27 protein-coding genes are annotated in these 26690 nt (G+C 70.5%); 15 read left to right on the top strand and 12 right to left on the bottom strand.

Annotated elements, in window-relative coordinates; all coding sequences use genetic code 11:
* Positions 1 to 213 precede the first annotated feature (213 nt).
* The 6 genes from J5V16_RS23220 to J5V16_RS23245 all read right to left on the bottom strand — a co-directional run bounded on the left by J5V16_RS23220 (position 214) and on the right by J5V16_RS23245 (position 5544).
* Positions 214 to 450: a DUF4287 domain-containing protein gene (locus J5V16_RS23220; RefSeq protein ID WP_208499610.1), complete on the bottom strand. Its 237-nt coding sequence runs from the start codon at positions 448 to 450 to the stop codon at positions 214 to 216.
* 141 nt (positions 451 to 591) lie between these two features.
* A complete protein-coding gene (locus tag J5V16_RS23225) occupies positions 592 to 1377 on the bottom strand; it encodes an ABC transporter permease (RefSeq protein WP_208499613.1) in 786 nt (261 codons plus the stop codon).
* Positions 1378 to 1417: 40 nt separating this feature from the next.
* Complete coding sequence (locus tag J5V16_RS23230) at positions 1418 to 2377, bottom strand: ATP-binding cassette domain-containing protein (RefSeq protein ID WP_208499629.1); 960 nt, start codon at positions 2375 to 2377, stop codon at positions 1418 to 1420.
* A 316-nt stretch (positions 2378 to 2693) separates the two neighbouring features.
* Positions 2694 to 3212, bottom strand: coding sequence for an EXLDI protein (locus J5V16_RS23235; protein ID WP_208499631.1), 519 nt, complete (start codon positions 3210 to 3212; stop codon positions 2694 to 2696).
* 164 nt (positions 3213 to 3376) lie between these two features.
* Positions 3377 to 4150 carry a sporulation protein gene (locus J5V16_RS23240; RefSeq protein ID WP_208499634.1) on the bottom strand — a complete coding sequence of 258 codons (774 nt, stop codon included), beginning with the start codon at positions 4148 to 4150 and terminating at the stop codon, positions 3377 to 3379.
* A 98-nt stretch (positions 4151 to 4248) separates the two neighbouring features.
* Positions 4249 to 5544: a nicotinate phosphoribosyltransferase gene (locus tag J5V16_RS23245; RefSeq protein ID WP_208499637.1), complete on the bottom strand. Its 1296-nt coding sequence runs from the start codon at positions 5542 to 5544 to the stop codon at positions 4249 to 4251.
* 157 nt (positions 5545 to 5701) lie between these two features.
* On the opposite strand from J5V16_RS23245, the gene J5V16_RS23250 reads away from it, so the two are divergent.
* The 8 genes from J5V16_RS23250 to J5V16_RS23285 all read left to right on the top strand — a co-directional run bounded on the left by J5V16_RS23250 (position 5702) and on the right by J5V16_RS23285 (position 13280).
* Positions 5702 to 6184, top strand: a complete 483-nt coding sequence (locus J5V16_RS23250) for a M67 family metallopeptidase (RefSeq protein WP_307793050.1) — start codon at positions 5702 to 5704, stop codon at positions 6182 to 6184.
* A gap of 95 nt (positions 6185 to 6279) precedes the next feature.
* Positions 6280 to 6558, top strand: coding sequence for a MoaD/ThiS family protein (locus J5V16_RS23255; protein WP_208499640.1), 279 nt, complete (start codon positions 6280 to 6282; stop codon positions 6556 to 6558).
* Between the two features lie 19 nt (positions 6559 to 6577).
* Positions 6578 to 7528, top strand: coding sequence for a PLP-dependent cysteine synthase family protein (locus tag J5V16_RS23260; protein WP_208499642.1), 951 nt, complete (start codon positions 6578 to 6580; stop codon positions 7526 to 7528).
* 306 nt (positions 7529 to 7834) lie between these two features.
* Entirely contained in the window at positions 7835 to 8320 is a 486-nt protein-coding gene (locus tag J5V16_RS23265) for a hypothetical protein (RefSeq protein WP_208499644.1), read from the top strand.
* Positions 8321 to 8549: 229 nt separating this feature from the next.
* The gene (murI, locus tag J5V16_RS23270) at positions 8550 to 9353 is read left to right on the top strand and encodes a glutamate racemase (RefSeq protein WP_208499647.1); all 804 of its coding nucleotides are present in this window, start codon (positions 8550 to 8552) and stop codon (positions 9351 to 9353) included.
* Between the two features lie 6 nt (positions 9354 to 9359).
* Positions 9360 to 10118, top strand: coding sequence for an MBL fold metallo-hydrolase (locus tag J5V16_RS23275; RefSeq protein ID WP_208499649.1), 759 nt, complete (start codon positions 9360 to 9362; stop codon positions 10116 to 10118).
* 93 nt (positions 10119 to 10211) lie between these two features.
* Complete coding sequence (locus J5V16_RS23280) at positions 10212 to 11993, top strand: hypothetical protein (protein WP_208499653.1); 1782 nt, start codon at positions 10212 to 10214, stop codon at positions 11991 to 11993.
* Positions 11994 to 12035: 42 nt separating this feature from the next.
* A complete protein-coding gene (locus tag J5V16_RS23285; protein ID WP_208499656.1) occupies positions 12036 to 13280 on the top strand; it encodes a deoxyguanosinetriphosphate triphosphohydrolase in 1245 nt (414 codons plus the stop codon).
* A 6-nt stretch (positions 13281 to 13286) separates the two neighbouring features.
* On the opposite strand, the gene trmB is transcribed toward J5V16_RS23285, so the two are convergent.
* Positions 13287 to 13973: a tRNA (guanosine(46)-N7)-methyltransferase TrmB gene (trmB, locus tag J5V16_RS23290; protein WP_208499660.1), complete on the bottom strand. Its 687-nt coding sequence runs from the start codon at positions 13971 to 13973 to the stop codon at positions 13287 to 13289.
* A gap of 56 nt (positions 13974 to 14029) precedes the next feature.
* The gene (locus J5V16_RS23295; RefSeq protein ID WP_208499663.1) at positions 14030 to 14851 is read right to left on the bottom strand and encodes a hypothetical protein; all 822 of its coding nucleotides are present in this window, start codon (positions 14849 to 14851) and stop codon (positions 14030 to 14032) included.
* Positions 14852 to 15191: 340 nt separating this feature from the next.
* On the opposite strand from J5V16_RS23295, the gene J5V16_RS23300 reads away from it, so the two are divergent.
* Both J5V16_RS23300 and J5V16_RS23305 read left to right on the top strand, forming a co-directional pair.
* Positions 15192 to 17708: a sigma-70 family RNA polymerase sigma factor gene (locus J5V16_RS23300; RefSeq protein ID WP_208499666.1), complete on the top strand. Its 2517-nt coding sequence runs from the start codon at positions 15192 to 15194 to the stop codon at positions 17706 to 17708.
* 56 nt (positions 17709 to 17764) lie between these two features.
* Positions 17765 to 18295, top strand: coding sequence for a GtrA family protein (locus J5V16_RS23305; RefSeq protein WP_208499669.1), 531 nt, complete (start codon positions 17765 to 17767; stop codon positions 18293 to 18295).
* Positions 18296 to 18344: 49 nt separating this feature from the next.
* Here J5V16_RS23305 and J5V16_RS25170 read toward each other — a convergent pair whose 3' ends face one another.
* From J5V16_RS25170 to J5V16_RS23320, 3 genes are all read right to left on the bottom strand, one after another.
* A complete protein-coding gene (locus J5V16_RS25170; RefSeq protein ID WP_208499675.1) occupies positions 18345 to 18869 on the bottom strand; it encodes a PH domain-containing protein in 525 nt (174 codons plus the stop codon).
* Between the two features lie 148 nt (positions 18870 to 19017).
* Positions 19018 to 20001, bottom strand: a complete 984-nt coding sequence (locus tag J5V16_RS23315; protein WP_208499677.1) for a helix-turn-helix domain-containing protein — start codon at positions 19999 to 20001, stop codon at positions 19018 to 19020.
* A gap of 35 nt (positions 20002 to 20036) precedes the next feature.
* A complete protein-coding gene (locus J5V16_RS23320; protein WP_243901607.1) occupies positions 20037 to 20837 on the bottom strand; it encodes a biotin--[acetyl-CoA-carboxylase] ligase in 801 nt (266 codons plus the stop codon).
* 27 nt (positions 20838 to 20864) lie between these two features.
* Here J5V16_RS23320 and J5V16_RS23325 point away from each other — a divergent pair, with 27 nt between their 5' ends.
* The 5 genes from J5V16_RS23325 (at position 20865) to J5V16_RS23345 (ending at position 25804) form a co-directional block, all read left to right on the top strand.
* The gene (locus J5V16_RS23325) at positions 20865 to 22448 is read left to right on the top strand and encodes an acyl-CoA carboxylase subunit beta (protein ID WP_408612516.1); all 1584 of its coding nucleotides are present in this window, start codon (positions 20865 to 20867) and stop codon (positions 22446 to 22448) included.
* 236 nt (positions 22449 to 22684) lie between these two features.
* Complete coding sequence (locus tag J5V16_RS23330) at positions 22685 to 23695, top strand: NYN domain-containing protein (protein ID WP_208499685.1); 1011 nt, start codon at positions 22685 to 22687, stop codon at positions 23693 to 23695.
* A gap of 43 nt (positions 23696 to 23738) precedes the next feature.
* Positions 23739 to 23948, top strand: a complete 210-nt coding sequence (locus J5V16_RS23335; RefSeq protein WP_208499688.1) for an acyl-CoA carboxylase subunit epsilon — start codon at positions 23739 to 23741, stop codon at positions 23946 to 23948.
* Positions 23945 to 24538: a Maf family protein gene (locus J5V16_RS23340; protein WP_208499691.1), complete on the top strand. Its 594-nt coding sequence runs from the start codon at positions 23945 to 23947 to the stop codon at positions 24536 to 24538. Before J5V16_RS23335 ends, J5V16_RS23340 begins: the two co-directional genes overlap by 4 nt.
* Positions 24539 to 24625: 87 nt before the next feature.
* Entirely contained in the window at positions 24626 to 25804 is a 1179-nt protein-coding gene (locus tag J5V16_RS23345) for an amidohydrolase (protein WP_208499694.1), read from the top strand.
* Here J5V16_RS23345 and J5V16_RS23350 read toward each other — a convergent pair.
* Positions 25801 to 26340, bottom strand: coding sequence for a thioredoxin family protein (locus J5V16_RS23350; RefSeq protein WP_208499697.1), 540 nt, complete (start codon positions 26338 to 26340; stop codon positions 25801 to 25803). The genes J5V16_RS23345 and J5V16_RS23350 overlap by 4 nt on opposite strands.
* Positions 26341 to 26690 lie beyond the last annotated feature (350 nt).

Here is a 26690-nt window from a genome sequence, read left to right on the forward strand (position 1 = left end):
GAGGTCCGGCCGGAGAGGAATGGGACCTCTTTGTCGCTGCCCGATTGAACCCCTATCGATTCGGGCCGGGCGGCCGAAGTGCGGGCAAGCGATATGGGGCCTCTTTGTCGCTGCCGCTTGAACCTCGATCAAGGCGACGCAGAACACGCCACATGCGCGATCACGGCCCCAGCTCGGCCGCGGGCGGCGAACCGTTCCGCAGCCGTCCCACCCCTACTCCGGCCGCACGAACGCCGGGTACTTGCCCGGGTTGAGGCGGTAGGCGGCCAGCGCGTTCGCGTGACCGTGGCCGAGCCCGTGCTCCGCTTTGAGCCAGTTCACGACCTCCATCTGCTTGGTGAGGCCGCTCGCGTCGATGAGGGCGAACCACTCCTCGACCGGGCGACCGCTGCGCTCTTCGATGGACAGGAAGTAGGAGGCAGGACCCTGGTTCGGGTTCTTCGCGTTCATGGTGTGCTCCTTGTGGTCGAAGTGTCGTACCGGTGTAGACGAGGCTCGCGGCGCGGATTCATCGGGGGCGCGTGCCGGAGGGCGGGCCGCTCTCGCGACCCGCCCTCCGGGGTGTGTTTCCTGGTGGTGGCTTTGCGGCGCTCAGCGCTTGTTGAACTTCTTCTTCGAGACCACGTAACCCAGCAGGGCGAACGCGAGCGACCAGGCGATCGTCAGGATCAGGTCCGTGCCGCCGACCGCGTTGCCGAACAGGAGCGCCCGGACGACCTCGATGAAGGGGGTGAAGGGCTGGTAGTCGGCGAAGTACTGGATCACGGTCGGCATCGACTCGGTGGGGACGAACGCGGAGCCGAAGAACGGCAGGAGCATCAGCGGCATGGGCGTGTTGGACGCTTCTTCGACGGTCTTGGCGGCCATGCCGAGTCCGACGGTGAGCCAGGTCAGGCCGAAGGAGATCAGGACCAGGACGCCGGCGAGGCCGAGCCAGCCGAGCGGGTCCGCGTCGGGGCGGAAGCCGATCGCGATCGCCACGCCGAGCGTGACGGCGATGCACAGGAAGGACTGGACCACCGAGGCGATCACATGTCCGGTGAGGACGGAGACCCGGGCGATCGACATGGTGCGGAACCGGTCGATGATGCCCTCGGTCATGTCCATGGCGACGCTGATCGCGGTGCCCTGGACGGCGGCGACGATCGCCATGAGCATCATGCCGGGCGTCAGGTAGGTCAGGTAGGCCTCGCGGCCGCCGGTCGGGCCGCCGAGGCCGTCGCCGATCGTGCCGCCGAAGACGTAGACGAACAGGAGCAGGAAGACCACCGGCATGCCGACGAGCATGACCGTCAGCGACGGGTAGCGGAGCATGTGCTTGAACTGGCGGCGGAGCATGGTGGAGGTGTCGGAGAGGGAGTAGGCGAGCGTGCTCATCGGAATCTGCTTTCTGGGCTTGGCGGTCGGTGGGGGCGGGTTACGCGGCGGCGGCCGCGGTTTCGATGTTCGTGGTGTGGCCGGTCAGGGTCAGGAAGACGTCGTCGAGGTCGGGCGTGTGCACGGTGAGTTCGTCGACCTCGATGCCCTCGCGGTCGATGGCGTCGAGGATGCGGCGCAGCGAGTGAATCGAGCCGTCCGAGGCGACCTGGACGCCGAGCGGGTCGGTGTCGGAGACGACGGCGGCGAGGGACTGCACGGCCCGCTCGACCTGGTCGGGGCGGTGGAGGCGGAGCTTGACGTGGCCGCCGGGGACGAGCCGCTTGAGCTCTTCGGGCGTGCCCTCGGCGACGATCGTGCCGCCGTTGAGGACCGCGATCTTGTCGGCCAGCTCGTCGGCCTCCTCCAGGTACTGCGTGGTGAGGAAGATCGTGGTGCCGCTCTTGACGAGTTCGCGGACGATCGACCACACGACGCGGCGCCCGCTCGGGTCCAGGCCCGTGGTCGGCTCGTCGAGGAAGATCACCTTCGGGTCGCCCATGAGGCACATGGCGATGTCGAGACGGCGCTTCATGCCGCCCGAGTAGGTCGCGGGCGTGCGCTTGGCGGCGTCCACCAGGTCGAACCGCTCCAGCAGGTCTTCGGTGCGGCGCTTGGTCTCCCGCTTGCCCAGGTGGTGCAGGCGGCCCATGAGGTGCAGGTTCTCGCGGCCGGTCAGCAGGCCGTCGACGGCCGCGAACTGCCCGGTGACGCCGATGCTCCTGCGCACCGCGTCGGCGTCGCCGGCCACGTGGTTGCCGTGGACGAACGCGTCGCCGCCGCTGGCGGGGATGAGCGTGGTCAGGATGTTCACCGTGGTGGTCTTGCCGGCGCCGTTGGGGCCGAGCAGGGAGAAGATGGTGCCTTCGGGGACGGAGATGTCGACGCCGCCGAGGACGGGCTTCTCGCCGTAGGACTTGGTGAGGTTCCGGGCTTCGATCGCTGCGGGCTTGCTGGTCATGATTCCTTCTTTCGGGGGTCTTCGCGTCGTTCCGGTTCGGTTCCCCTCGCCGGGCATGTGAGTACTGTGGCCGGGTCCGCTGACACGGCGCTGACATCGACCTGACGTGGCGTCAGCGGGCGTGAAAGCTGTTGCGGCGGCGGGTAGAGCGTGAGCACCATTCCGAGCTCGAACACGGTTCCACCTCGATGTCAAGGGTCAGTGACAGTGCAATGTGGACTGTCAGAGGACAGGGCTCCGCCCCGAGTCGTCGCGGTTGCGGAGGGTGCGGTCTACCGCCGGGACGCGCCCGGTGGCGGCGCAGTGAGATCGGGGCCTAGATGTCCAGGTCCTGCACCGGCGGGGCCTCCGCCGTGGCGGCGACCATCTGGTACAGCTCGGCCGGGATCTTGGACTTCAGCTCTTCGAGCGTCTCGACGACCTCGAGCGAGGCGTCGCCGAAGTTCATGGCGTAGCTCTGCTCGCCGAAGCCGAGGAGCTTGCGCCAGCCGGTCTCGTTGGTCTCATGGACGAAGTCGGGCGTCTTCTCGATGTGGATGACGAACTTGCCCGAACGCGACCGGTAGACCCGGTAGATCTCGGCCTTCTTCTCGTTCGAGCGGACCCACTCGCCGATCTTGACGCCGGTGAACCGCTGGCGCTGGCGCTTGCGGCCGGAGCCCGGGCCGACCGGGACGGTGATCTCCTCGTAGCCCTCGAGGCGGCCCTCCTCGGCGTCGACGTAGCGCTTGAGCGCCGTAGAGATCGCTTTGGAGAGGTTGCCTCCCGCCAGTTCCTGCGCTCGCGTGTAGAGGGGCAGGTCCTTGTCGGCGACGTAGATCGTCTTGTTGGGCATGACGGCATCTTAACCTCCTTCTAGGGGTCGTCCTTGGTATACGTAGAGACTATACGTATACGTAGAAGTTGTGCAAGCCCGCTCCCCGGATTTCTTCACCGGCAACGCCGAAAGGCGGCCCCGCGTTGATCCGCGGAACCGCCTTTCAAGGCTTTGAGCTGGTCTTATGCGCCCTTCTGGGCCGCCAACTGCGTCAGCTGGGCCTTGACCGTCTCGACCACGTCCGTCGACGCGGTGGGCACCGAGAAGCGGATCGTCGAGTTCAGGTCCGGCGCCAGCAGCTCCGCCGAGTTGTCCGCCGCGAACACCACATCGGTGTCGGCCTCGCCGACCACGAACACGACCTCGAGCTCCTTGACGCGGCCGTGGAACTCGCCCTCGGTCGCCCAGAACTCAACCTCCTGGTAGAACGGCACCGTCGCGCCCTGGATCGTGCCCAGCTCCAGGTCGGTCTCCTGGAACGCGAAGCCCAAGGCCTCCAGCGCTTCCCAGACCGCCTTGTGCACCGGCAGCGCCTCCACCGTCAGCCAGTCCAGGTCGCCCTTGTCCAGGGCCTGGTCCAGCGACAGGTGCGTCGAGACGCCGAGCTTCATGCCGCCCACCAGCGGGCGCTGCTCCACGTTGTTGAACGGCGTCTCCCAAGGCACCTGCACCTCGAACGGGATCGGGTGGGCCGTGCCCTTCGCCAGGTCGAACTTGCCCGAGATCTCGGTCTTGAAGTAGTCGTGCACGACGCCGGCCGCGTCCTCGCCCTTGGAGTCGTCCTCGACCAGGGCCGTGAACTCGATCTCGACGCTCTCCACCGCGGCGTCCACTTCGGCGCCGGAGATCCGCACCTCGCCCTTGAGGACACCGCCGGGGACCACGTGCTTCTCGTGCAGGAGCGTGTCGACTTGGATGCCACTACCGAGAATGGCCTTGAGCTTGCTGAACACCATTGGGGCGGTTCCTTTCGGGGAGGATCGCAGGTCTAACTGAGGCACCGGGGGTGGAACGCGGACAGGGGCAACCGCATCGTATCCCGAAAGCGCTGCGACTACGCGCCCCCGTGCTGCTGGACCACCGGAATCGCCGGATCGCCCGGCGAGAGTTTGAGCCCCTCCCAAGGGATCGAGATGAGCCGCTGGCGGAGCAGCTCTCGCGACTCCTCCAGCGACGGCTGCTCCACGAGCGCTCCGCCGCGGAACAGCGGCGTCTGCAGCCGCTTGTCGCCCGGCAGCGACTCCGGCTCCCCCTGGGAGACCACCACTTCCTCCGTCGCCGTGCCCGTCGGCTTGTGCCGGCGCACCGCCACCTTCCGGCCCCCGTTGGTGCCCTTGTGCTCCGATCGCTTCGCGACCGGCCGGCCCTCCACTTCGACCAGCTTGTAGACCAGCTGCGCCGTCGGCGCGCCCGAACCCACCACGACCGCGGTGCCCGCCCCGTAGATGTCCACAGGGGCCGCCGCCAGCGCCGCGATCGAGAACTCGTCGAGGTCGCCCGAGACCACGATCTTCGTGTCGTGCGCGCCCAGCTCGTCGAGCAGTTCCCTCGCGCCCGTGGCCATCACGTCGAGGTCGCCCGAGTCGATGCGGATCGCGCGCAGGCGCGGACCCGCCACCTCGATCGCGTTGCGGATGCCCTGCGTGATGTCGTACGTGTCCACCAGCAGCGTCGTGTCGGTGCCGAACGCGTCGACCTGCGCCTGGAACGCCTCCACCTCGGACTTGTGCAGCAGCGTGAACGCGTGCGCGCTCGTGCCCGAGGTCGGCACCCCGTACCGGCGGCCCGCCTCCAGGTTCGAGGTCGCCACGAACCCGGCCAGGTACGCCGCGCGCGACGCCGCGATCGCCGCCGCCTCGTGCGTGCGGCGCGACCCCATCTCCAGGATCGGGCGGCCGCGCGCGGCTGTCACCATGCGGGCCGCGGCGCTGGCGATCGCGCTGTCGTGGTTGAGGATCGAGAGCGTCAGGGTCTCCAGGAGCACGCACTCGGCGAACGTCCCGGTGACGGTGACGATGGGGGAGCCGGGGAAGTACAGCTCGCCTTCGGCGTACACGTCGATGTCGCCCTTGAAGCGGTAGTCGGCGAGCCACTCGGCGGTGGACTGCTTGACGACGCCCCGCGAAGTGAGGTCCTCGAGGTCGGCGTCCTCGAAGCGGAAGCGCTCGATGGCCTCGGAGAGGCGGCCGATGCCGGCGACGACGCCGTAGCGGCGGCCGGTGGGCAGGCGGCGCCCGAAGACCTCGAAGACGCAACGATGCTCCGCGGTGCCGTCGCGGAGGGCCGCTTCGAGCATCGTGTACTCGTAGTGGTCGGTGTACAGGGGCGTGCGCGGCAGCGTGACGGACATACCGGTGAGCGTAATGCACCTGCAAGGCGCCCGCGCCCCGTGCGCGAGCGGTGTTCACGCCCGTCCGTTCATTCCCTCCCGGCGCAGGTGGAGCGGTGTGTCTCACGCTCTGAGCGAGGGGTTCTGGCCTCCTCGCGCCGCGTGTACGCTTGCTTGCGTGTTGCGGATCGCGCATGAACTGGTCGAGGCGATGGTCGCGCACGCCCGGGCTGACCACCCCGACGAGGCGTGCGGCCTCATCGCGGGCCCCGAGGGCACGGGAGAGCCGAAGAGGCACATCCCGATGATCAACGCTGCCCGCTCCACCACCTTCTACGAGTTCGACTCGGAGGAGTGGAAGCAGGTCTACGACCAGATGTGGGACAACGACGAGGAAGTCGTCGTGACCTACCACTCGCACACCCACACCGAGGCCTACCCGTCGCGCTCCGACGCGGGCATCGCCTCGCAGATGGGGCTGCCGGACGCGCACTACGTGCTGGTGACGACGAAGGACCCCGACATCGCCGAGGTCCGCTCGTTCCGCATCGCCGACGAGGTGATCACCGAGGAGCCCATCGAGGTCACCGGCGCGCCGGAGGCGGTGCAGAGCTACAAGTTCGCGCACACCCCCGACTCGACGGTCTACGACTGTCACTGAGCTCCCGCCCCCCGGGCGGCACCGGTCCTGCAGCGTACGGCTGCGCACCAGACGAGAGCGTCCTCGCGGCTGCTCACAGAACAAAGGAAATCCGCATGTCCATCGAAGTCCGCATTCCCACGATCCTCCGCACCCACACCGGCGGCCAGAAGCTCGTCACCGGCGAAGGCGACACCCTCGCGAAGCTCTTCGACAGCCTCGACGCCCAGCACACCGGCCTCAAGGGCCGCGTCGTGACCGACGAGGGCGCGCTGCACCGCTTCGTGAACGTCTACATCAACGACGAGGACGTGCGGTTCATCGGCGGCCTCGAAGCCCCGCTCGCCGACGGCGACCAGGTGACCATCCTCCCCGCCGTCGCGGGCGGCATGTAGTTCGCAGAAGGGACTGGCCGTGGCACGTTTCACGGACATCACCGCGACGCTCGGCGACACGCCGCTCGTCGGCCTCCCGCGGCTCTCGCCCTCGCCCGACATCCGGCTGTGGGCGAAACTCGAGGGCGCGAACCCGACCGGCTCGGTCAAGGACCGCGTGGCCGCCAAGATGATCGAGGCGGCCGAGGACGACGGGCTCCTCAAGCCCGGCGCGACGATCCTCGAGCCGACCTCGGGCAACACCGGCATCGCCGTGGCGATGCTGGCGCGGCGCAAGGGTTACAGGCTCATCGCCGTCATGCCCGAGAACACCTCGCTGGAGCGGCGGCAGCTGCTGACCGCGTTCGGCGCGGAGATCGTGTTCTCCCCGGCCGCGGGCGGCTCGAACGCGGCCGTCGCCAAGGCCCGGGCCATGGCGGCCGAGCGTCCCGACCTGGTGATGCTCAACCAGTACGCGAACCCGGCGAACGCGGCCGCGCACTACGAGGGCACCGGCCCCGAGCTGCTGCGCGACCTGCCCGAGATCACGCACTTCGTGGCGGGTCTCGGCACGACCGCGACGCTCATGGGCGTCGGGCGCTACCTGCGCGAGCGGGCGCCGAGCGTGCAGATCGTGGCGGCCGAGCCGCGGTACGGCGAGCTGGTGTACGGGCTGCGGAACCTCGACGAGGGGTTCGTGCCGGAGCTGTACGACGAGAAGGTGCTCGACCGGCGCCTGTCGGTGGGCACCGAGGACGCCCTGCGGCGCACCCGCGAGATCCTGAGCGAGGAAGGCCTGTTCGTAGGGCTCTCCACGGGCGCGGTCCTGCACGCGGGCCTCGCGCTGGCGCGCGAGGCCGCGAAGGCGGGCCGCCCGGCGGACATCGCGATGCTCGTCGCCGACGGCGGCTGGAAGTACCTCTCGACCGGGGCCTACTCGGACGGCCTGGACGACGCGGCGAACGCGCTCGACGGCCAGGTCTGGGCATAGCGGAACGACAACGGCGAACGGCCGGGAAGCGCGTAGCGCGGCCCGGCCGTTTCCGTTTGCGCAGGCCGGTCCCCGGGGGCGGGTGTGTCGGCCGCGGAGGCCCCCGGTTACCAGGGTCGCGCGAGGGTCCGACATTCGCGCCGCAGCCGCCACCCGGGCTCGGGTGTGTCGACTCCGTCGCCCTTCGTTCAAGGGTGCGTCGGGGGTCCGACAGTCTTCTTTGCCGTGTTTCCGGTTTCGGCGATTTGGGCCGCACTGTCGCGGTGCGATCCTGAGGCGTCCTCAGTGGCTTGCTAGCCTGGCCGCATGAGTTCCGCCGGCAAGCTCAAACTGCCTTCCGTGTCGATCCGCAAGTCGAAGGACCTGCCGCGGCAAAGCACGGCGCCGCAGGCCGCGGCTGGGGACAACGCCTGGGCGAGCACCCCGGTGCCGCCGTCGGCGCGGACGACCGCGCTCGGCAGCATCCAGGGCGGCATCGCCTCCGCGAAGGACTTCGGCCCGGTGCAGCCCGAGAAGCCCGCAGTGCGCCTGCGCCGCCTCGCAGGCGTGGCCGTCTGGGCGCTCGTGCTCGTGCTCGCAGGCGTCGCGACCGCGATCGTCGGCCTCTTCCGCGTCTTCGGCGACAGCCCCGCCTGGTTCACCCCGGCGTTCATCTCCTGCGGCGTCATCGGGATGCTCCTGGCCATGATGGCCTTCGCGTCCCTGCGCTTCCGCGGCGTGCCCTGGATGTTCATGGCCGCCTCCACGATCACGCTGCTCGCCGCGTTCGTCATGCTCCGAGTCGCCGCCTAGGGCCGCAACGGAACCGGGTCCGCCCGAGCCGGCTGGCCCGTCAGGCGGGCAGACCTCCCGCCCAGGGTGGGTAAGGAGGGCGTCCCGGCCGCTCCCAGCCTCGCCCCCAGAGCCGACGAAAACGCAGCGCAAACGACAGAAATGTGGCGATCGCCACCCTGTCATTTTGGCGACATTCCAGTGACGAGCAGGGGTGTTCCAGGCCCGTTTGGACGTACGCTCGGAGCCCATGAACGACGCGCCCATCGGGATCTTCGACTCCGGTGTCGGAGGCCTGACCGTCGCCCGATCGATCAGCGAACTGCTGCCCGCCGAGCGACTCGTCTACGTCGGCGACACCGCCCACGTCCCTTACGGCCCGCGGCCCATCGCCGAGGTCCGCAAGTTCTCGCTCGACGTCTGCGACCACTTGGTCGAACAGGAGGTCAAAGCGCTCGTGATCGCCTGCAACTCAGCCGCGGCGGCCTCGCTGGCCGACATCCGCGAACGCTACGACATCCCGGTCGTCGAGGTCATCCGGCCCGCCGTCCGCCGCGCCGTCGCCACCACGCGCAACGGCCGCATCGGCGTGATCGGGACATCCGCGACGATCTCCTCAGGCGCGTACCTGGACGCCTTCAACGCCGTCCCGGACGTCAAGGCGACCGGGGTCGCATGCCCGGCGTTCGTGGATTTCGTGGAACGCGGTGTGACAACCGGCCGACAGCTCCTGGGCCTCGCCCAGGGGTACCTTGAGCCGCTACAGCAGTCCGACGTCGACACGGTCGTGTTGGGCTGCACCCACTATCCGCTGCTGTCGGGACTCATAGGACTGGTGATGGGAGAGGACGTGACACTGGTGAACTCCGCGAGCGAGAGCGCGCGCGAACTCTACCGCGTGCTCACCGACCACGACCTCTTGGCCACCCGCACCGACACCCCCGAGCACCGGTTCCTCGCGACCGGCGACCCGGAGGCCTTCACCAGGACCGCGCGCCGGTTCCTGGGCAACCTGTTCCCGAACGCGGCGGCGGCCGTACTGGACAAGGTGTGATCTGCCATGAAACTGACGGTTATCGGCTGCGCCGGCTCGTTCCCGGCCCCCGACACCCCCTGCTCGGCCTACCTGGTCGAAGCGGGCGGATACCGGCTGCTCATCGACTTCGGCACCGGCTCGCTCGGTGAACTGCAGAAGCACCTCGACCCGCACCTGATCGACGCGGTCATCGTCACCCACCTGCACGCCGACCACTTCTTCGACGCCTGCGCGTACGCGGTCATGCGCCGCTACGCCGCCGACGCGCCGAAGCACCCGCTGCCGCTCTACGGCCCCACCGGCGTCGCCGAGCGCATCGTGGCCGCGTACGGCGGGCAGGGCGAGCTGTGCAGCCCGTCCATGACCGACGTCTACGACTTCCGCGAGCTCCAGTCGGGCACGTTCGACCTCGGCCCGCTCACCGTCGCCGTCGACCGCGTCGCGCACCCGGTCGAGACGTACGGGCTCCGCGTCGAGCACGCCGGCTCCTCCCTCACGTACACCTCCGACTCCGGGCCGTGCCAGGCGCTCGAAGCGCTGGCCACCCATTGCGACGTGCTCCTCGCCGAAGCGTCCTACCTGGAGGGCCGCGACAACCCGAAGGACGTGCACCTCACCGGCAAGGAAGCGGGGGAGTACGCCACGAAGTCCGGGGCCGCCCGCCTGCTCCTGACCCACCTCGTCGAGCCCTGGAACTCCAAGGACCAGACCCTCGCCGAGGCCCGCGCCGCCTACACCGGACCCGTCGAGGTCGTGCGCCCCGGCCAGGTCTACGAGTTCTGAGACGCCGGCGCCGAGTCCCCTGCGACCCCCGCCGAGTCGCATTTGGCACGTTCCCGGGATACGGCCGTTGCACCGCGGCCGTAGCGTCGAAGGATGTCGAGCGATGCCACCTCTCAGCCCTACCCCGGGGACCCTAACCAGCCGCCCCCGGGCGCTTACGGGCCCCCGCCGGGCGCGTACCAGCCCCCGCAGCCGCAGCCCTATGTGGAGCCCGGCGCTCCCCAGCAGCCGCCCGGCGCCTACGTGCCGCCGGGCGCGTACACGCCGGTCCCCGTGGCGCCCAGCGGCTCCGGACGCGGGCGCGGACCCAAGGTCGCCGTGGCCGCGATCCTCTCCGTCGTGCTCCTCGCCGCCGTCGGCGCGGTCGTCCTGTTCAAGTTCGTCCTCGACCGCGGCCCCGACCCGGCCGAGAGCTTCCCCGCGACCGCGAGCATGTACGTCGAGCTCAACCTCGACCCGTCCTTCGACCAGACCCCGAAACTCCTCGACCACCTCCAGAAGTTCGAGGACCTCGAGGAGTACGAGGACACCGACGCGCTCGTCGAGGCGTTCGTCGACGAGTCCGGCGTCGAGGGTGTCGACGCCGCCGAGGACATCAGCTCCTGGCTCGGACTCCGCCACGGCCTCGCCACCTGGGAGTACGACGACGAGACCTACGCCGTCCTGAGCCTCGCCAGCACCGACGCGAACGCCGCCGAAGAGGGCATGGCCCAGATCCGGGCCGCCTCCGGCGGCGACGAGTCGAGCTTCGACTACACCGTCGAGGACGACCACGTCCTCATCGTCATCGGCGAGACCGGCGCCGACAAGGCGCTCGCCGCCGCCGAATCCGAGGCCGCCGACCAGCCCCTCGCCGAATCCGACGACTACGCCGAGGCCCGCTCCTGGCTCGACGGCGACCAGATCCTCGTCCACTGGACCGACATGGACGCCGTCGGCGACCTCGCCGAGATGACCATCGGGTCCGAGAGCGACGCCGTCGAAGACCTCTACTCCGGGCACCTCATCTACGGCTTCTCCGCCTTCGACCAGGGCTTCGAAGTCACCTACCGGATGTTCGGCGACGCCGACCACCGCTGGACCGGCACCGACGGCCTCATCGACGGCATGGGCGAGCTGCCCGCCTCCGACTTCGCCCTCGCCGCCTACGTCCCCGAGAACGTCGACGAGATCGCCCAGGGCTGGCTCGGCTTCTTCGAGGAGTTCTACGGCGTCGACGCCACCGCCACCGACGTGGTGGTCGAAGCCCCGCTCACCGACGCGGAGTACGCCGAGTACACCGAGCTCGACGAGCAGTACTGGGCCGGGACCCTCGCCGCCGAGGACGAGGAGCGCTACTGGGAGCTCGACGGCCGCTACTGGGCCGCCGGCACCGAGGACGAGCCCTGGGTCGAGGAGACCTACGGCCCCGACTTCGGCGAGATCGAGACCGCCGTCGGCGACTTCACCGACCTTCTCGCGGGAGCGACCCTCAGCGGCGGCGGGAACTTCTCCGCCGAGGACGACGTCGACCCCGACTCGCTCCACTTCGCCGCGCACCTCGCCGAGGACCGCGCCCAGGAGCTCGAGGACCTCATCACCACCTGGAGCGAGGGCGAGCCCCTCCCCGAAGGGGTCGAAGTGGACGGTTCGGAGCTGAGCTACACCGGGTCCGCCGTCGCCGACGGCACCCTCGCCGAGGACGACCGGTTCCGCGACTTCGCCGGCCTCACCCCCGCGCAGTGCTCCGTCGGCGCCTGGGTCGACTTCACCCGCGCCGCCGAGGAGTACCCCGACGACTTCGCCGGCCTCGAACCGCTCTCGGCCTTCGCCTGGGCGCACGGCATCGAGGACGGCGACGGCACCGGCGTGATGCGCCTCTACCTGAAGGATTAACGCCCGCATGCCGCCGGGATCGGTCGCGCTAGGCTCGATGGCGTGACCGATCCCGCACTGCACCCTCTGGCGAAGCGCTGGCCGGCCGCGGAGCGGCTGCTGGCCGAGCCCGGTTCGGCGCGGACGCCGTTCCAGCGCGACCGCGCGCGCATCCTCCACTCGGCCGGGTTCCGGCGGCTCGCCGACAAGACCCAGGTCCACACCGCCGGCACCGACGACTTCCTGCGGACCCGGCTCACCCACTCCCTCGAGGTCGCCCAGATCTCCCGCGAGCTCGGCTCCGCGCTCGGCTGCGACCCCGACGTCGCCGACGTCGCCGGCCTCGCCCACGACCTCGGCCACCCGCCCTTCGGCCACAACGGCGAAGACGCCCTCCACGAGATCGCCGGCCCCTGCGGGGGATTCGAGGGCAACGCCCAGACCCTCCGCGTCGTCGCGCGCCTCGAAGCCAAGGCCGTCGACGTCACCGGCGCCTCGCTCGGCCTCAACCTCACCCGCGCCTCCCTCGACGCGATGTGCAAATACCCTTGGGCCGCAACCGAAGGCGTGCGCAAGTTCGGTTTCTACGAGGACGACCGCGCGGTCTTCGAATGGTTCCGCGGCGGCGCCCCCGAAGGCGCGAAGAGCCTCGAAGCCCAGGTCATGGACTGGTCCGACGACGTCGCGTACTCAGTGCACGACGTCGAGGACGGCGTCTACGGCGGCTACATCAACCTCGCCAAGCTCATGGACGACGAGGCCGAGCAGGCCGCCGTCTGCGAAGGCGCGGCGGGCCGCTACTCGGGCGAGTCCACCGCCGTCCTCGGCGAGGCCCTGCGCGACCTGCTGCGCGACCCGCTCCTCGAGCCGCTGCACGACTACGACGGCTCCTTCGGGGCGCAGGTCGCCCTCAAGCGTTTCACCTCGGACATGGTGGGCCGCTTCGTGAACGCCGCCGCCAAGGCCACCCGCGCCCAGTTCGGCGACGGCCAGCTGCGCCGCTACGACGCCGACCTCGTCGTGCCCGAGCAGGAGCGTGTGCAGTGCGCGCTCCTCAAAGGCATCGCCTGGCGGTACGTGATGGAGCCGCGCACCTCCGCGGACTGGTACACGAGGCAGCGCGAGATCCTGCGCGAACTCGTCGCGGTCCTGTGCGCCCGGGGTGCGGACGCCATGGACCCGATGTTCGCCGAGCTCTGGAACCGCGCCGCCGACGACGCCGCGCGGCTGCGCGTCGCCGTCGACCAGATCGCGTCCCTCACGGACGCCTCCGCCGTGTCCTGGCACCACCGCCTCACGACGGCTTAGCCGCGACTAGCGCTTGCGGAAGATCAGGTCGAAGATCTCGCGGTCGGCCTTCACACCGCGCCGCTCGAACTTCGTCACCGGCCGGTGGTCCGGGCGCGGCGCGAACCCCTCGGCGGTGTTCTCGAACGCCGCGTCGGCCGTCAGCACCTCGAGCATCTGCTCGGCGTAGTCCGCGATGTCGGTGGCGCAGTGCAGCACCCCGCCCTCGCGCAGCAGCCCGGCCATCGTCGCCACATGCCCGGCCTGGATGATCCGGCGCTTGTGGTGGCGCTTCTTCGGCCACGGGTCAGGGAAGTACACGCGGATCTCGTCCAGCGAGCCCGGCGCGATCCCGTTCCACAGCAGCGGCAGCGCGTCGCCCTGGTAGATCCGCAGGTTCGTGAGGCCGCGCGCCTCCGCGCGGTCCATGAGGTCGGCGATGCCCTGCGGGTACACCTCGACGGCGAGCAGGTCCCGCCCGCGGTCGGCGTCGCCCATCGCGGCCGCCGCCTCGCCGTTGCCCGAGCCGATCTCGAGGATCACCGGCGCGGTGCGGCCGAACAGCTTCGCGAAGTCGATCCGGCCGTCCTCGGGCCGCCAGTCCAGGCCATAGCGCGGCCACAGGCGCGCGAAGGCCTCGTCGTGGCGGGGCTTGTTGCGTCCTTGACGGAAGTTGAACGTCAGGATGTGGCGGTGCTGCGGTTCCTCAGGCATAACCGGGCAAGTTTAGCCGCATCCCCGGTGTGCTCTGCTTCATCGCCCGCGTGCGGCTAGCGCTCGAGCTTCGCCGGCGCCTCGTACGAGCGGCCCCGCACGCCCGCGGGCCCGTCCGGGCGGCGCGGGTCCGGGCGCGGCGGCGGCGGAGGCGCGTCCTCGCCGAGCGTCCCGTTCTCGAACAGGAACGACTCGCGCGGCTCGGGCTCGTCGTCGTCATCGTCGCCGTCCGGCTGCTCCGGCACGTACATCGGCGGACCCGCCTCGTCGTGCTCGGGCTCGGCCGCGATCATCGCCTTCGGCTTGCGGCGCGGACGGCGCAGCCGCTTCGCGCGGTCGCGCAGGAAGTACACGTACCCGGCGAGCGCCGCCGCCGAGAGGCCCGCGCCGATCCAGAAGCCGGGGCCGGCGATCGCGACGCCGGCCAGCTCGAGCACGGTCAGCGCAATGAGTACGTAGAGGATGCGGCGGTGGCGCCGCCGCCACCATTCGGCGCGCATCTGCCGGAGCCTGGCCTGCTCGTGCATCTCGGGGTCCTCGCCGGGGTACGACTCGTCGGTCCTCAACCGTACCGAGTCGCCGCGGCGCGTGCCGCGCCGCTCCCACCCGCCCGAGTTCGCTTGCGGGGGAACGTCTTGCCCGTCGAGGAGCGCATCGAGGGAGCCGTCCTGGTCAGACCCCTCGCCGAGGCCGAGTTCGGCCGTGTCGTGGGAGGCGGGGCGGGAGGGGCGGTGGCCCTCGCGGTCGAGGACGCGGGCGTCGGACGAGGCCCGGTCGGCGATCATCCGCTCGTCGGGGTCGTAGCGGCGCACCAGCGCCGGGGTCAGGGCCAGGAGGGCCGTGGCGGCGAGGAGTGCGAGCAGGACCGATGCGGGCATCGTTCACCTCCCTTGCGTCGAAGTCGGCCGGGAATGCGTCAGCAAACTGTACGCAATGGCCTGACGGTTTTCCGACAGTTGCCTGGAACCAGGGCGGGAAGTCCCAATACGATCACGCCTGGTCACAATCAGATCACAATTTATGGTTATGCTGGGTTTTTGCCCTAAACTCGCAGCAATGTCCAGTTCGCCGGGAGCTTGCCTGAACGGCTGAACGGGCGCAACTCGAGGCGTACTCGCTCGTTACGTCAAGGAAGGCCCGAACGCACCGCCGCGAGCAGACACCCGAGCCCCCCGATCGTACGAGTTCGGCGCAACCTGGAAGGAGCACCGGCGAACGATGCCCGAGACCGTCCCCGCCGGCGATCCCCGCCACCTCGGACCGCAGCCCGGCGACACCCCCGAGACCCGCTCCGACCCCGAACTCATCGCCGCCACCCGCGGCGGCGACACCACCGCGTACGCCGTCCTCTACGAACGCCACATCCACTCCGCGCGCCGCCTCTCCCGCATCCTCTCCCGCGACCCGGCCGGCGCCGACGACCTCGTCTCCGAGACCTTCGCGAAGCTCCTCCACACCTTCCGCGAAGGCGGCGGCCCCGACCTCGCATTCCGGCCGTACATGCTCCAGACCCTCCGCAACACCTTCTACGACCGGGTCCGGCGCGACAAGAAGGTCGAGTTCACCGACGACCTCACCGCGCACGACTCCGGCGAGATCTACGTCGACCCCGCCGTCGAGGGCCAGGAGCGCCGGTACGCCGCGCTCGCCTTCGGCAAGCTCCCCGAGCGCTGGCGGATGGTCCTGTGGCACACCGAGGTCGAGGAGGACTCCCCGGCCAGGATCGCCACCATGCTCGGCATGACCCCGAACGGCGTCTCCGCGCTCGCGTACCGGGCGCGCGAGAAGCTGCGCCAGAACTACCTGAGCGAGCACGCGGCCGACGCGCCGCGCGAGGAGTGCCGCTGGACGGTCGACCGCATCGGCGCGCGCGTGCGCGGCAGGCTCGGCGAGCGCGAAGCAGCCAAAGTGGATGACCACCTCGACTCCTGCGTCACCTGCAACCTGCTGTTCGCCGAGCTCACCGAGTTGAACTCGGGGCTGCGCGGCGTGATCGCCGTGATCTTCCTGGGCGGCGCGGCCTCGCCGTACCTGGCGGCGGGCGCGGTATCGGCCGCCGGGATCGCCTTCGGCGGCGCGCTCGCGTTCCTGTTCACGCCCGTCAAGGCGGTCGCGAACTGGGTGCGCCGGATCGTGCAGCAGCTCGGCCCCAAGGGCACCGTCGCGACCGGCACGGCCGTGACGGTGGCCGCCGCGGTCGCGGTCTTCGCCCTCACCGGGGGCGAGGAGGAGCCGCAGCCGCAGGCCGCGCCCGAGGACACGGTGGTCGCGCCCGCCGCGCCGGATGAGGAGCCGGACGAGCCGGGCCCGCAGCCGCCGGACCCGGAGCCCGAACCCGAGCCGGAGGACCCGGCGGCGCCGGGGCCGGAGCCCGAGGACGAACCCGAAGCGCCCGCGGCCGAGCCTGCCTCGTACGGCATCGAGCACGGGCTCGGCTCGAGCGGACTCGTGGCCGGCGGCGAAGCGGTGCTGCCGATCCGGCTCGAGGGGCCGGACGGTGCGGGCGGCGGCTACGCGCCGGTGAGGGAGCGGGTGTTCGTCGAGGAGTCCGGTCGGCACGGGTACGCGGTCCCGGTCGCGCGGCACGCAGGCGGTCGGTTCGGCTGGGGGCAGGCCGCCTCGGAGCGCGTCACGCTGGACATCACGCTCCCGCAGGGGATCTCGCTCGCGTCGGCGACCGCCGAGCCGGGCTGGACCTGCGCCGAGGACGGCGCGGTCGTCCACTGCACGGTCGCGGCGATGCCCGATCCGGCGGAAGCCCGTGTGCGCATCATGATCGGCGACGAGGTGAGCGGCTACCAGACGTTCGAGGTCGCGGTCGAGGGTCCCGGGATCAGCGGGACGACGGCGCTGCAGGTGCCGATCGCGCCGGCCGGGAGCGAGGTCGGGTTCGCGAGCGTCGACGCCACGGGCGTCACGGCCGCGGGGAACACGTGGCTGACCTGCGCGATCCCGGGGTGCCGCGAGGCGGTGGGCCTCGGCGGCGGCGAGCAGTGGCCGATGAAGGCGTACAAGCCGGAGACCGCGCCCGCCGGGCGCGAGGGCGACGCGGTGTCGGGTGCGGTGCTCGACGTGCCGGACGGTGCGGTGGTCCAGTGGGCGGGCCTGTACTGGGCGGGCGTCGAGGACGACCTGCCGACGGCGGTCTCGCTCGCGGGGCCGGGCGGGTCCTGGACCGATCTGAGTGCGGCCGCGGTGCGGCACACCGAGCCCGGGCAGCAGGCGTATGTCGAGGTCACGGCCCTGGTGTCGGGCGCCGGCGAGTACTGGGTCGCTACGGATAACCACCAGCTGCCGGTGTCGGAGTGCGACCACTGGCCGCTCGACCGGAGCGCGGGGTGCACCGACCGGCGCTGGGCGGGCTGGTCGCTGACGGTGGTGTTCGCGGAGCCGGGGGCGGCCTCGACGGAGGTGGCGGTCTACGACGGGCCGCGGTCGTCGGACACCGAGATCGAGGTGGAGGACGGCGGCGAGGTGCAGATCGCGGCCACGCTGTGGGGCGGCTCCCGCTACCGCGGCGGCGACGGCCTGGCCGCAGGCGGCCAGGCGCTCGGCGAACCGGCCCGGTGCCACGCGCACGGGGCCGTGGAGAACCCGGACTGGTACGCGTTCGGCGTCGACGTGAACGTCCACCGGGTCCAGACGGGAGCGGAAGCGGTGATCCGCTTCGAACGCGGCGACGACCCGTTCATCGTGGGCGTGGTCGCCGTCGCGGCCCCCCTCGACGGCGAATAGCGGAGACGAATCTCGGCGGTATCGCTCCCGCGCAAGGCCGGGTAGGCTGTGGCTTGATGTCGACCTCCATTGAGACGCCGCCGCAACCCTCGGCCCCCCGCGGCCTCGCGGGGCTGTATGCGCGCGCCACGGGCCTGGTGAGACGCCATGCCGCCGAGCTCATCCGCTTCGCCGGCGTCGGCGGGGTCGCGTATGTGGTCGACATCGGGCTGTTCAACCTGATGTTCCTGGGCCTCGACTGGCCCGACTGGCTGGCCAAGATCGTCTCCGCCGTCATCGCGATGACCGTCGCGTTCTTCGGGAACCGCCACTGGACCTGGCGCGAGCGCCGCGGCAGCGCCGCCGCCCACCGCCAGTACGCCCTCTACTTCTTCTTCAACGGCATCGGCCTGCTCATCGCGCTCGCCTGCCTGTGGGCCAACTCCGGCCTCGCGCAGGTCTGGCCGCACATCTTCGGCACCGAGTTCGCGGTGAACGTGGCCGCCAACATCGTCGGCGTCGGACTCGGCTCGGTCTTCCGGTTCTTCGCCTACCGCACCTGGGTCTTCCGGCACCACCCCGAACTCGCCGAAGCCCGGAGCGGCTGACGCGAAAGGCCCGCGCCGGAACGGCACGGGCCTGCTCTCACGCCTGCGGTCAGGTGCCGTCGCCCGCGCCCGCGCGGCGCGAGCGGTCATCCTCGGCCAGCTGGTACAGGAGCGCCTTGGTCTTGTCGACCTTCGGGACGTCGATCAGGTTGATCTCGCCGTCGTCAGAGGCCGAGTCGATGTTCATGTCGCCGAAGCCGAAGATCCGCTCCCAGACGTTCTGCGTGTACGACACGGTGTTCACGCGCGCCAGCGGGATGTGGCGGCTCTCGCGGGTCACGAGGCCTTCGCGCCACATGATGCGCTGGTCGGTGATCACGTAGTGGGTCGAGCGCCAGCGGATCCACGGCAGCACCGAGAGCCAGACGAGCAGCGCCAGGAAGATGACGACCTCGGCGAGGATCAGCCACAGCCCCCAGCTCTCGTCGATGCGGGCCGTGAACGTGATCGCGATGGCGGCGATGGCCAGGAAGACCACGAACCACAGGACCGGGCCGACACCTTCCTTCCAGTGCGGGCGGGTGTGCAGCTTGACCACTTCACCGCGGGCGAGCTGATCGTCGGGATATCCCACTGCGGACCTCCAGGAGTGAGAACGGGCGGGGGCATGATGTACGGCTTGCAAGCTTCGCCAATGTCAAAAGCACAGTACAACACCGTGGCATCGGCGGTCGTCCCACGATTCAGGCGCCGCGCGGGAACCCGCCGGGGGCTCGCTTTCGCTAAGGCACCCAACCGTTCTTGGCGGCGTGCCAGCCCAGCTGGATGCGTGTGTCCACATCCGCCAGATCCATGAGTTCGCGCACCCGCCGCTGCACGGTCCGCAGTCCGATGCCGAGCTTCGTGGCGATCGACTGGTCGGTGAGCCCGGAGATCAAGAGCCCCAGCAGGACCGCATCGTCCTCGTCGAGCCGTTCGGCGCTGCTGGCGGCCGTCGTGGCCGGGATGCCGGTGGACCACAACTGGTCGAACAGCGCGCCCGCGATCTCCACGATGGAGCGGTTGCTCGTGACGATCGCCTTCGGGCGCCCGCCGCCCTCCTCCATGAGCGCGGTCTTGTCGTCCACGATGAGGAGCTTGAGCGGCAGGCGCTTGGCGAACCGCACCTCGTCGCCCGAGGACAGCGCGTGGCGCAGGTAGTCCGAGTACGGGTCGATGTCGAGGACCGCGCGGTCGAACAGGATGCGGTGGCAGATCCCGCGGGCCTGCAGGTCCTCGTGCAGCGCGGGTTCGGGCACGGGCAGGACCATGGGCGGGCGCACGAACGTGCGGAGGCGCTTCTCGGCGCCGGCCTTCAGCTGGCGGAGGCGGGAGCGGATGGCGACGGGGCCGGTCACGACCTCCCAGGAGCCGTGATCGCCGCCGCCCGAACCCGGTCCGGCGCGGTGGATCTCGAGGAGTTCGCGCAGGGCCTCGTACTCGCCGAGGACGTCGCCGAGCTGGGAGGCGATGCGTCCGCCGAGGACGGTGTCGGGTCCGACGGCGCGGAAGCGGGAGTCGGCGACCATGGTGGCGAAGCCGTCGTCGACGAGTCGCATGAGGAGGTCCCGGGTGCGGGCGGGCCCGAGTCCGGCGTCGGCCGCGAGGCGGGACACCGAGGCGTCCGTGCGGGACAGCAGGAGCCGGTAGAGCCCTTCGGCTTCCGGGTCGAGCCCGGTCGGTCCCGGTGCGGCGGGAACGTTCTCGTCATGCGCCTGGTCGGCCAATGCGCCACTCCTTCGTTCGCGCCGGTCGGCCGCGGTCAGTCCTGGGGCCGCAGGTGGACGATGTCGCCGGCGGCGACGGTCTCCACGGTGCCGTCGGCGGCGACCTGCAGGCAGCCGTCGTTGTCGATGCCGACGGCGCGCCCGGTGAGGTTGCGGCCGTTGGGGAACGATACCGCGACGTGCCTTCCGAGGGTCGCCGAATTGCGGCGCCACCGTTCGATCACGGAGGCGGGGCCGCGCTCGTTCCACGTCTCGTAGACGGCCGCGACGTGCGCGAGGAAGCCCGCGGCGATCTCGGCGCGGTCGAGGGTGGAGGCCCCGGCGATCTGCAGCGAGGTGGCCTCGGGGACGGGCAGCTCGTCCTCGGTGAGGGAGACGTTGAGGCCCGCGCCGATGATGACGGCGTTCCCCTCGACCTGGGCGAGGATGCCGCAGACCTTGCGGCCGTCGATGAGGACGTCGTTGGGCCACTTGAGCTTCGCGTTGACGCCGCACACGGCCTTGAGCGTCTCCTCCAGCGCGACGGCGGTGAGGAGGCTCAGCGTGCCCCACTGCTCGCGCGGCACGGTGGGGCGCAGGAGGAACGACATGGTGAGCCCGGCGCGGGCGGGGCTCACCCACTGGCGGCCGAGGCGGCCGCGGCCGTGCTCCTGCTCCTCGGCGATGAGGACCTTCCCTTGGGACGCGCCGTGCTTGGCGGCGGCGGCCAGGTCCGCGTTCGTCGATCCAGTGACTTGCACCACATCGACCTCGGTCCAGAAGTCGGACTTCTCCGACAACAGCGACCAGAGCTCGTGCCGGTCCAGTGGCTTTCTCGTCGGTGTGCTCACGCACATAGCGTAGCGACCGGAAGGGCCGATACGATCCGAGTCGTGACCGACATCGACTTCCACACGACCGCCGGGCGGCTCACCGACCTGGCCGAGCGCCTCTCCGAAGCGGCCACCGGGAACCCCCGGGCGATCGAGAAGCAGCACGAGAAGGGCAAGCGCACCGCCCGCGAACGCCTTGAGCAGCTGCTCGACGAGGGGTCGTTCGTCGAGCTGGACTCCCTGCGCCGCCACCACTCCACCAACTTCGGCATGGAGGCGAACCGGCCCTACGGCGACGGCGTCGTCACCGGCTACGGCACCATCGAGGGCCGCGAGGTCTGCGTGTTCGCGCAGGACTTCACCGTCCTCGGCGGCTCCCTCGGGCAGGTCTCGGGCGAGAAGATCACGAAGATCCAGGACCTGGCGCTGCGCACCGGCCGCCCGATCATCGGCATCTCCGACTCCGGCGGCGCCCGCATCCAGGAGGGCGTGGCGTCCCTCGGCGGCTACTCCGAGATCTTCTTCCGCAACGTGCGCGCCTCCGGCGTCATCCCGCAGATCTCGCTCATCATGGGCCCCTGCGCGGGCGGCGCGGTGTACTCCCCGGCGATCACCGACTTCACGATCATGGTCGACCAGACCAGCCACATGTTCATCACCGGCCCCGACGTCGTCCGCGCGGTGACCGGCGAGGACGTCGGCATGGAGGAGCTCGGCGGCGCGCGCACCCACAACGCGGTCGCGGGCAACGCCCACTACCTCGCCTCGGACGAGACGGACGCGCTCGAGTACGTCAAGCACCTGCTGTCGTATCTGCCGTCGAACAACCTCGACGAGCCGCCCGCCTACGAGTCCAAGGACTTCGAACTCGACGTCACCGCCACCGACCTCGAGCTCGACACCGTCATCCCCGACTCGGCGAACCAGCCGTACGACATGCACAAGGTCCTCGAGTCCGTCCTCGACGACGGCGAGTTCCTCGAGACCCAGGCGCTGTTCGCGAAGAACATCATCACCGGCTTCGGCCGCCTCGACGGCAAGCCCGTCGGCGTCGTCGCCAACCAGCCCATGCACTTCGCGGGCTGCCTCGACATCGACGCCTCGGAGAAGGCCGCGCGGTTCATCCGCTTCTGCGACGCCTTCAACATCCCGATCATCTCCTTCGTGGACGTCCCGGGCTTCCTGCCCGGCACCTCGCAGGAGCACGACGGGATCATCCGCCGCGGCGCGAAGCTCATCTACGCGTACGCCGAGGCCACCGTCCCCAAGCTCACCGTCGTGACCCGCAAGGACTACGGCGGCGCGTACTGCGTCATGGGCTCCAAGGGCGTGGGCGCCGACCTCAACCTGGCGTGGCCGACCGCGGAGATCGCGGTCATGGGCTCGCAGGGCGCGGTCAACATCCTCTACCGCCGCGAGCTGGCGAAGGCCGACGACGAGCAGGCCAAGCGCGCCGAGCTCATGGCCGAGTACGAAGAGAAGCTGAACAACCCGTACGTCGCGGCCGAGCTCGGCTACATCGACGCGGTCATCCAGCCGCGCGAGACCCGCGCCATGCTCGTGCGCGGCCTGCGCATGAACGCCTCGAAGCGCGACGAGCTGCCCGCCAAGAAGCACGGCAACATCCCGCTCTAAGCGGTGCCGCGAGGGCGGCGAGGGGGCGACCCTTCGCCGCCCTTTCCCGTTTCCTCTCACTCGATCCGGTGAGGGCCCCACGCGTCCGCCGCGCCGACCCGCCCGCCAACAGGACAAACCGCGTTGCCACGCGAAGCGACGCGCACCACTCCCATCCCTGGAGTCCGATCCGGGTACCGTCTTATACAGCTGGGGGAAGCGGGACAATTCGTCCCGCCCGACGTTGGGAGTGGGCCATGACACCTATCGGAGGGATGCTGCCAGGGCTGCCGTCCCGGCGGTACGCCATATTGATCGACGTCGGCTACCTCTACGCGGCGGCCGCGGAGCTCCTGCTCGACGCCACCTCCCGCCGCGACTACCGCGTCGACGCCGAGAAGCTGATCAAATCCCTCATCGAACGGGCCGCCCACCACCTCTCCGACGGCGAACTGCTGCGCCTGTACTGGTTCGACGCCGCCCGCGACCGCGTACCCACGGTCGACCAGCGCGTCATCGCCAACATGGAGTTCGTCAAAGTCCGCCTCGGGAACCTCAACTCGCGCGGCCAGCAGAAGGGCGTCGACGCCCAGATCCGCTCCGACCTGGAACTGCTCGCCCGCCACCACGCCGTCCACGAGGCCATCCTCCTCGCCGGCGACGAGGACATGGTCCCCGCCGTCGAGGTCGCCCAGGCCTACGGCGTGCGCGTCCACCTCTGGGGCGTCGAGCCGCCGTACGGCACCAACCAGGCCGAGCGCCTGGTGTGGGAGTCCGACACCGTCGCCACCATCGAAGCCGAGGACCTGCGCGCCTACTTCACCAAGAGCGGCACCGCCGCGGCCGCCACGTACAGCATGGTCGGCGCGCCGATGACGCAGCCCGAACCGCGCGTGCCCAGCCCCGCCGCCGTCTTCGGGCAGCGGCAGTCCGTGGCCGTGACCATGAACGCCGCCGAGGCGCTGGCGCAGGCCGAGTCGGCCCGCCCGAAGTTCGTGCGCACCACCCAGACCGGCGAGAAGCTCGACCCCGAGACGGTGCGGCAGATCGGCGAGTACGTGGGCCACAAGTGGCTCCTGACCAGGGGCGCGGACAACATCGCGGACCTGCTCCCTGGCCCGCAGCTGCCCACCGTCATCGACAAGGAGCTGCTGGTGGAAGCGGAGAAGGAACTCGGTTACTCTCTACGCGACCACCCCGAAGCGCGGATCTGGGTCCGCGACGGGTTCTGGGAGCGGGTGCACCGCGAATTCGACATCGAAGACTGATGCATCCGGCAGTGACAACGGGACAGGCGAGGAGTAGCGCTCGATGAGTCTGGAACTCAAGGTCGTCCGCGGCAACCCCAGCGACGAGGAGCTGGCCGCCCTGGTCGGGCTGATCACGGCCCTGCCGCGGCCGGTGGAGGAGTCCGAGGCCCCGGCCCGCAAGGCCGCGTGGTCGAACCCGGGCCTGAAGCTGCGGGTGCGCCGGTCCTGGCGCGACACCGCCGTCCCCGCCCGCAGGGGCATGGACCGTTGAGCCGGACGTTCGTGCTGGCGTCGCAGTCGCCGGCGCGCCGCGAGCTGCTGAAGGCGGCCGGGATCGAACCGCTCGTGATCGTCTCGGGCGTCGACGAGTCGCAGGTGATGGGGGAGGACCCGGCGATGCTGGCGTCCACCCTCGCCGAACTGAAGGCGACCGCGGTGCTCGACCTGGTCTCGCCGGGCGCGCTGGTGCTCGGCTGCGATTCGGTGCTGCACTTCGGGCACGAGATCCTCGGCAAGCCGGGCGGCCCGGACGAGGCGACCTCGCGGTGGAAGCGGATGCGCGGGCGCTCGGGGACGCTGTACACCGGGCACTGCCTCATCGACACCGAGGCGGACCGCAAGATCGTGCGCGCTTCGGGGACCGAGGTGCACTTCGCCGAGGTCTCCGATGAAGAGATCGCCGCGTATGTGGCGACGGGGGAGCCGCTGCACGTGGCGGGCTCGTTCACGCTCGACGGCTACGGCTCGGCCTTCATCGACCGCATCGACGGCGACCCGGGCACGGTCATCGGCCTCTCGATGCCCTTGCTGCGCAACATGCTCGGCGAGCTGGAGATCGCACTCCACCAGCTTTGGAAGTAGCGGGCGCGCAGTAGGCCCCGCGGTGGAGCAGCTCACGCGGGCGTCGGTGCCGTCGCGTCCGCCGTGCCGAGGCGAGAGGATCTGCACATGACCGACCTGCTGCTGCGCGACGCCCGACTCTGGGGCCGCGAGGGACGCACCGACCTCCTCGTCGAGGACGGGAGGATCGCCGCCATCGCCGACTCGCTCCCCGCGGGCGGGGCGGCGGTCGAGGACCTCGGCGGCGCCGTCGTGATCCCCGGCCTCGTCGACGCCCATGCCCACGTCGACAAGACCCTCTGGGGCGGCCCGTGGGTGCCCCGCACGGCCGGCCCCGGCCTGGCCGCCGCGATCGCCTACGGCGCCGAGCGGCGCGCCGAGTTCGGCATCCCGAACGCCGACTGCATCACCGCGCTGCTGTCGAACATGGTCGCCTCCGGCACCACCCACGCCCGCTCGCATGTGGACATCGACCCGGGGATCGGCATCAGCGCCGTCCACGCCGTGCGCGAAGCGGTCGAGCGCCTCGCCGGGCGCATCGACGTCGAGCTCGTGGCCTTCCCGCAGACCGGCATCCTCGCCAGCCCCGGCACGGCCGAGCTCATGGACGAGGCCCTCGCCGCGGGCGTCAAGTCCATCGGCGGCATCGACCCCGAGGGCTTCGACGGCGACGCCGAACGCCACCTCGACCTCGTCTTCGCGCTCGCCGAGAAGCACGGCGCGGAGATCGACATCCACCTGCACGACGGCGGCGACCTCGGCGCCCGCGAGTTCGACATGATCATCGAGCGCACCCGCGCGCTCGGCTACGCCGGCAAGGTCGTCATCAGCCACGGGTTCGCGCTGTGCGACGCCGACGACGCCACCCGCGCCCGGCTCATCGCCGCGCTCGCCGAACTCAGGATCGGCTTGACCTCGGTGGCGCCCAAGAAGATCCTGCCGCTGCGCGAGCTCGCCGAAGCGGGCGTCGCGATGGGCATCGGGCAGGACGGCGTGCGCGACCTCTGGAGCCCGTACGGCAACGGCGACAACCTGCAGCGCACGCAGTGGTTCGCGCGCAACGCCGGGTTCAGCAAGGACGAGGACATCGAGCTCGCGCTCGAGGCCGCCACGTTCGGCGGCGCGCGGCTGCTCAAGATCGAAGGCTACGGCCTCGCTGTGGGCGACACCGCCGACCTCGTCGCCGTCAAGGGCCGCAACGCGTCAGAGGCCGTGCTCGAGCACCCGGCGCGCACGCTCGTCGTCAAGCGCGGACGCGTCGTGGCCCGCGAAGGCACCCTGGTCTAACGCCACTTGATGCCGCAGCCGGTCGACGGGTAGTGCGGCTCGGGCACGGGCTCGCCGCGGCGCACCAGCTCGATCGCGCCCGCGAGGTACTCCCCGGTGACGGGCACGCCGTTGCCGGGGGTCGACCCGTCGAACGCGCCGCGGTAGGCGAGCGCGCGGTCGGGGCCGTAGAGGAAGAAGTCGGGGGTGCAGGCCGCGTTGTAGGCGCGCGCGACCTCCTGCGACTCGTCCACGAGGTACGGAAACGTCCAGTTCGCGCGCGCCACCTGGTCGGCGAGGCCCGCCGGGGCGTCGTCGGGGTAGTTCTCGGCGTCGTTCGAGCAGACGGCCACCACGTCGAGGTCCGCCTGCCCGGCCGCGAAGGACCCGAAGACCTGCTCGATGTGGCGCACGTACGGGCAGTGGTTGCACAGGAACGCGACCAGCAGCATCGGCGCGTCGAACCCCGCGAGCGACCGCACCGCCCCGTCGAGGTCCGGCAGCGAGAAATCGGGCGCGGCCGTACCCAGCGCCACCATGTTCGAGTTGAGGGCCAAAGGAATCGCACTCCTCACGTAGCGGACGTCCGACCCCCATCGTAGAAACCCGCGAGCCTCCCGCCCACCCGGGCTCGGAGCCCGCCGCGCTTCGCGGAATCGGGGCATGGGGACGGCGGGGCTCCAGGCCAGGTAGTTGGAGCCCCGCCGCCGGGCCGTCTCGACTACCCCACTTCGTCGGACGGCCTCCTGGTGATGGCGGCAAAGTCTCTGGTCGAGCAGGCTTGATCTCTGCCGCCGCGCCACCGGGGTACGTGGAAACAGCGTAGAACCGCCCATTCGACTTGGTCAGTCCGAAACCCGACAATTGCAGACATTGCCATCTTCGCATGTATGGCGTCGTCGCAGGC

Origin of the sequence: Glycomyces niveus, from assembly GCF_017592475.1 — a bacterium.
Classification (GTDB): Bacteria; Actinomycetota; Actinomycetes; order Mycobacteriales; family Micromonosporaceae; genus Glycomyces; species Glycomyces niveus.

Excerpts from the sequence above, each read along its gene's own strand:
- J5V16_RS23220 (WP_208499610.1), bottom strand. The coding sequence starts at position 450 with ATGAACGCGAAGAACCCGAACCAGGGTCCTGCCTCCTACTTCCTGTCC.
- J5V16_RS23225 (WP_208499613.1), bottom strand. The coding sequence starts at position 1,377 with ATGAGCACGCTCGCCTACTCCCTCTCCGACACCTCCACCATGCTCCGC.
- J5V16_RS23230 (WP_208499629.1), bottom strand. The coding sequence starts at position 2,377 with ATGACCAGCAAGCCCGCAGCGATCGAAGCCCGGAACCTCACCAAGTCC.
- J5V16_RS23235 (WP_208499631.1), bottom strand. The coding sequence starts at position 3,212 with ATGCCCAACAAGACGATCTACGTCGCCGACAAGGACCTGCCCCTCTAC.
- J5V16_RS23240 (WP_208499634.1), bottom strand. The coding sequence starts at position 4,150 with ATGGTGTTCAGCAAGCTCAAGGCCATTCTCGGTAGTGGCATCCAAGTC.
- J5V16_RS23245 (WP_208499637.1), bottom strand. The coding sequence starts at position 5,544 with ATGTCCGTCACGCTGCCGCGCACGCCCCTGTACACCGACCACTACGAG.
- J5V16_RS23255 (WP_208499640.1), top strand. The coding sequence starts at position 6,280 with ATGTCCATCGAAGTCCGCATTCCCACGATCCTCCGCACCCACACCGGC.
- J5V16_RS23265 (WP_208499644.1), top strand. The coding sequence starts at position 7,835 with ATGAGTTCCGCCGGCAAGCTCAAACTGCCTTCCGTGTCGATCCGCAAG.
- murI (WP_208499647.1), top strand. The coding sequence starts at position 8,550 with ATGAACGACGCGCCCATCGGGATCTTCGACTCCGGTGTCGGAGGCCTG.
- J5V16_RS23275 (WP_208499649.1), top strand. The coding sequence starts at position 9,360 with ATGAAACTGACGGTTATCGGCTGCGCCGGCTCGTTCCCGGCCCCCGAC.
- J5V16_RS23280 (WP_208499653.1), top strand. The coding sequence starts at position 10,212 with ATGTCGAGCGATGCCACCTCTCAGCCCTACCCCGGGGACCCTAACCAG.
- trmB (WP_208499660.1), bottom strand. The coding sequence starts at position 13,973 with ATGCCTGAGGAACCGCAGCACCGCCACATCCTGACGTTCAACTTCCGT.
- J5V16_RS23295 (WP_208499663.1), bottom strand. The coding sequence starts at position 14,851 with ATGCCCGCATCGGTCCTGCTCGCACTCCTCGCCGCCACGGCCCTCCTG.
- J5V16_RS23300 (WP_208499666.1), top strand. The coding sequence starts at position 15,192 with ATGCCCGAGACCGTCCCCGCCGGCGATCCCCGCCACCTCGGACCGCAG.
- J5V16_RS23305 (WP_208499669.1), top strand. The coding sequence starts at position 17,765 with ATGTCGACCTCCATTGAGACGCCGCCGCAACCCTCGGCCCCCCGCGGC.
- J5V16_RS23320 (WP_243901607.1), bottom strand. The coding sequence starts at position 20,837 with ATGTGCGTGAGCACACCGACGAGAAAGCCACTGGACCGGCACGAGCTC.
- J5V16_RS23330 (WP_208499685.1), top strand. The coding sequence starts at position 22,685 with ATGACACCTATCGGAGGGATGCTGCCAGGGCTGCCGTCCCGGCGGTAC.
- J5V16_RS23335 (WP_208499688.1), top strand. The coding sequence starts at position 23,739 with ATGAGTCTGGAACTCAAGGTCGTCCGCGGCAACCCCAGCGACGAGGAG.
- J5V16_RS23345 (WP_208499694.1), top strand. The coding sequence starts at position 24,626 with ATGACCGACCTGCTGCTGCGCGACGCCCGACTCTGGGGCCGCGAGGGA.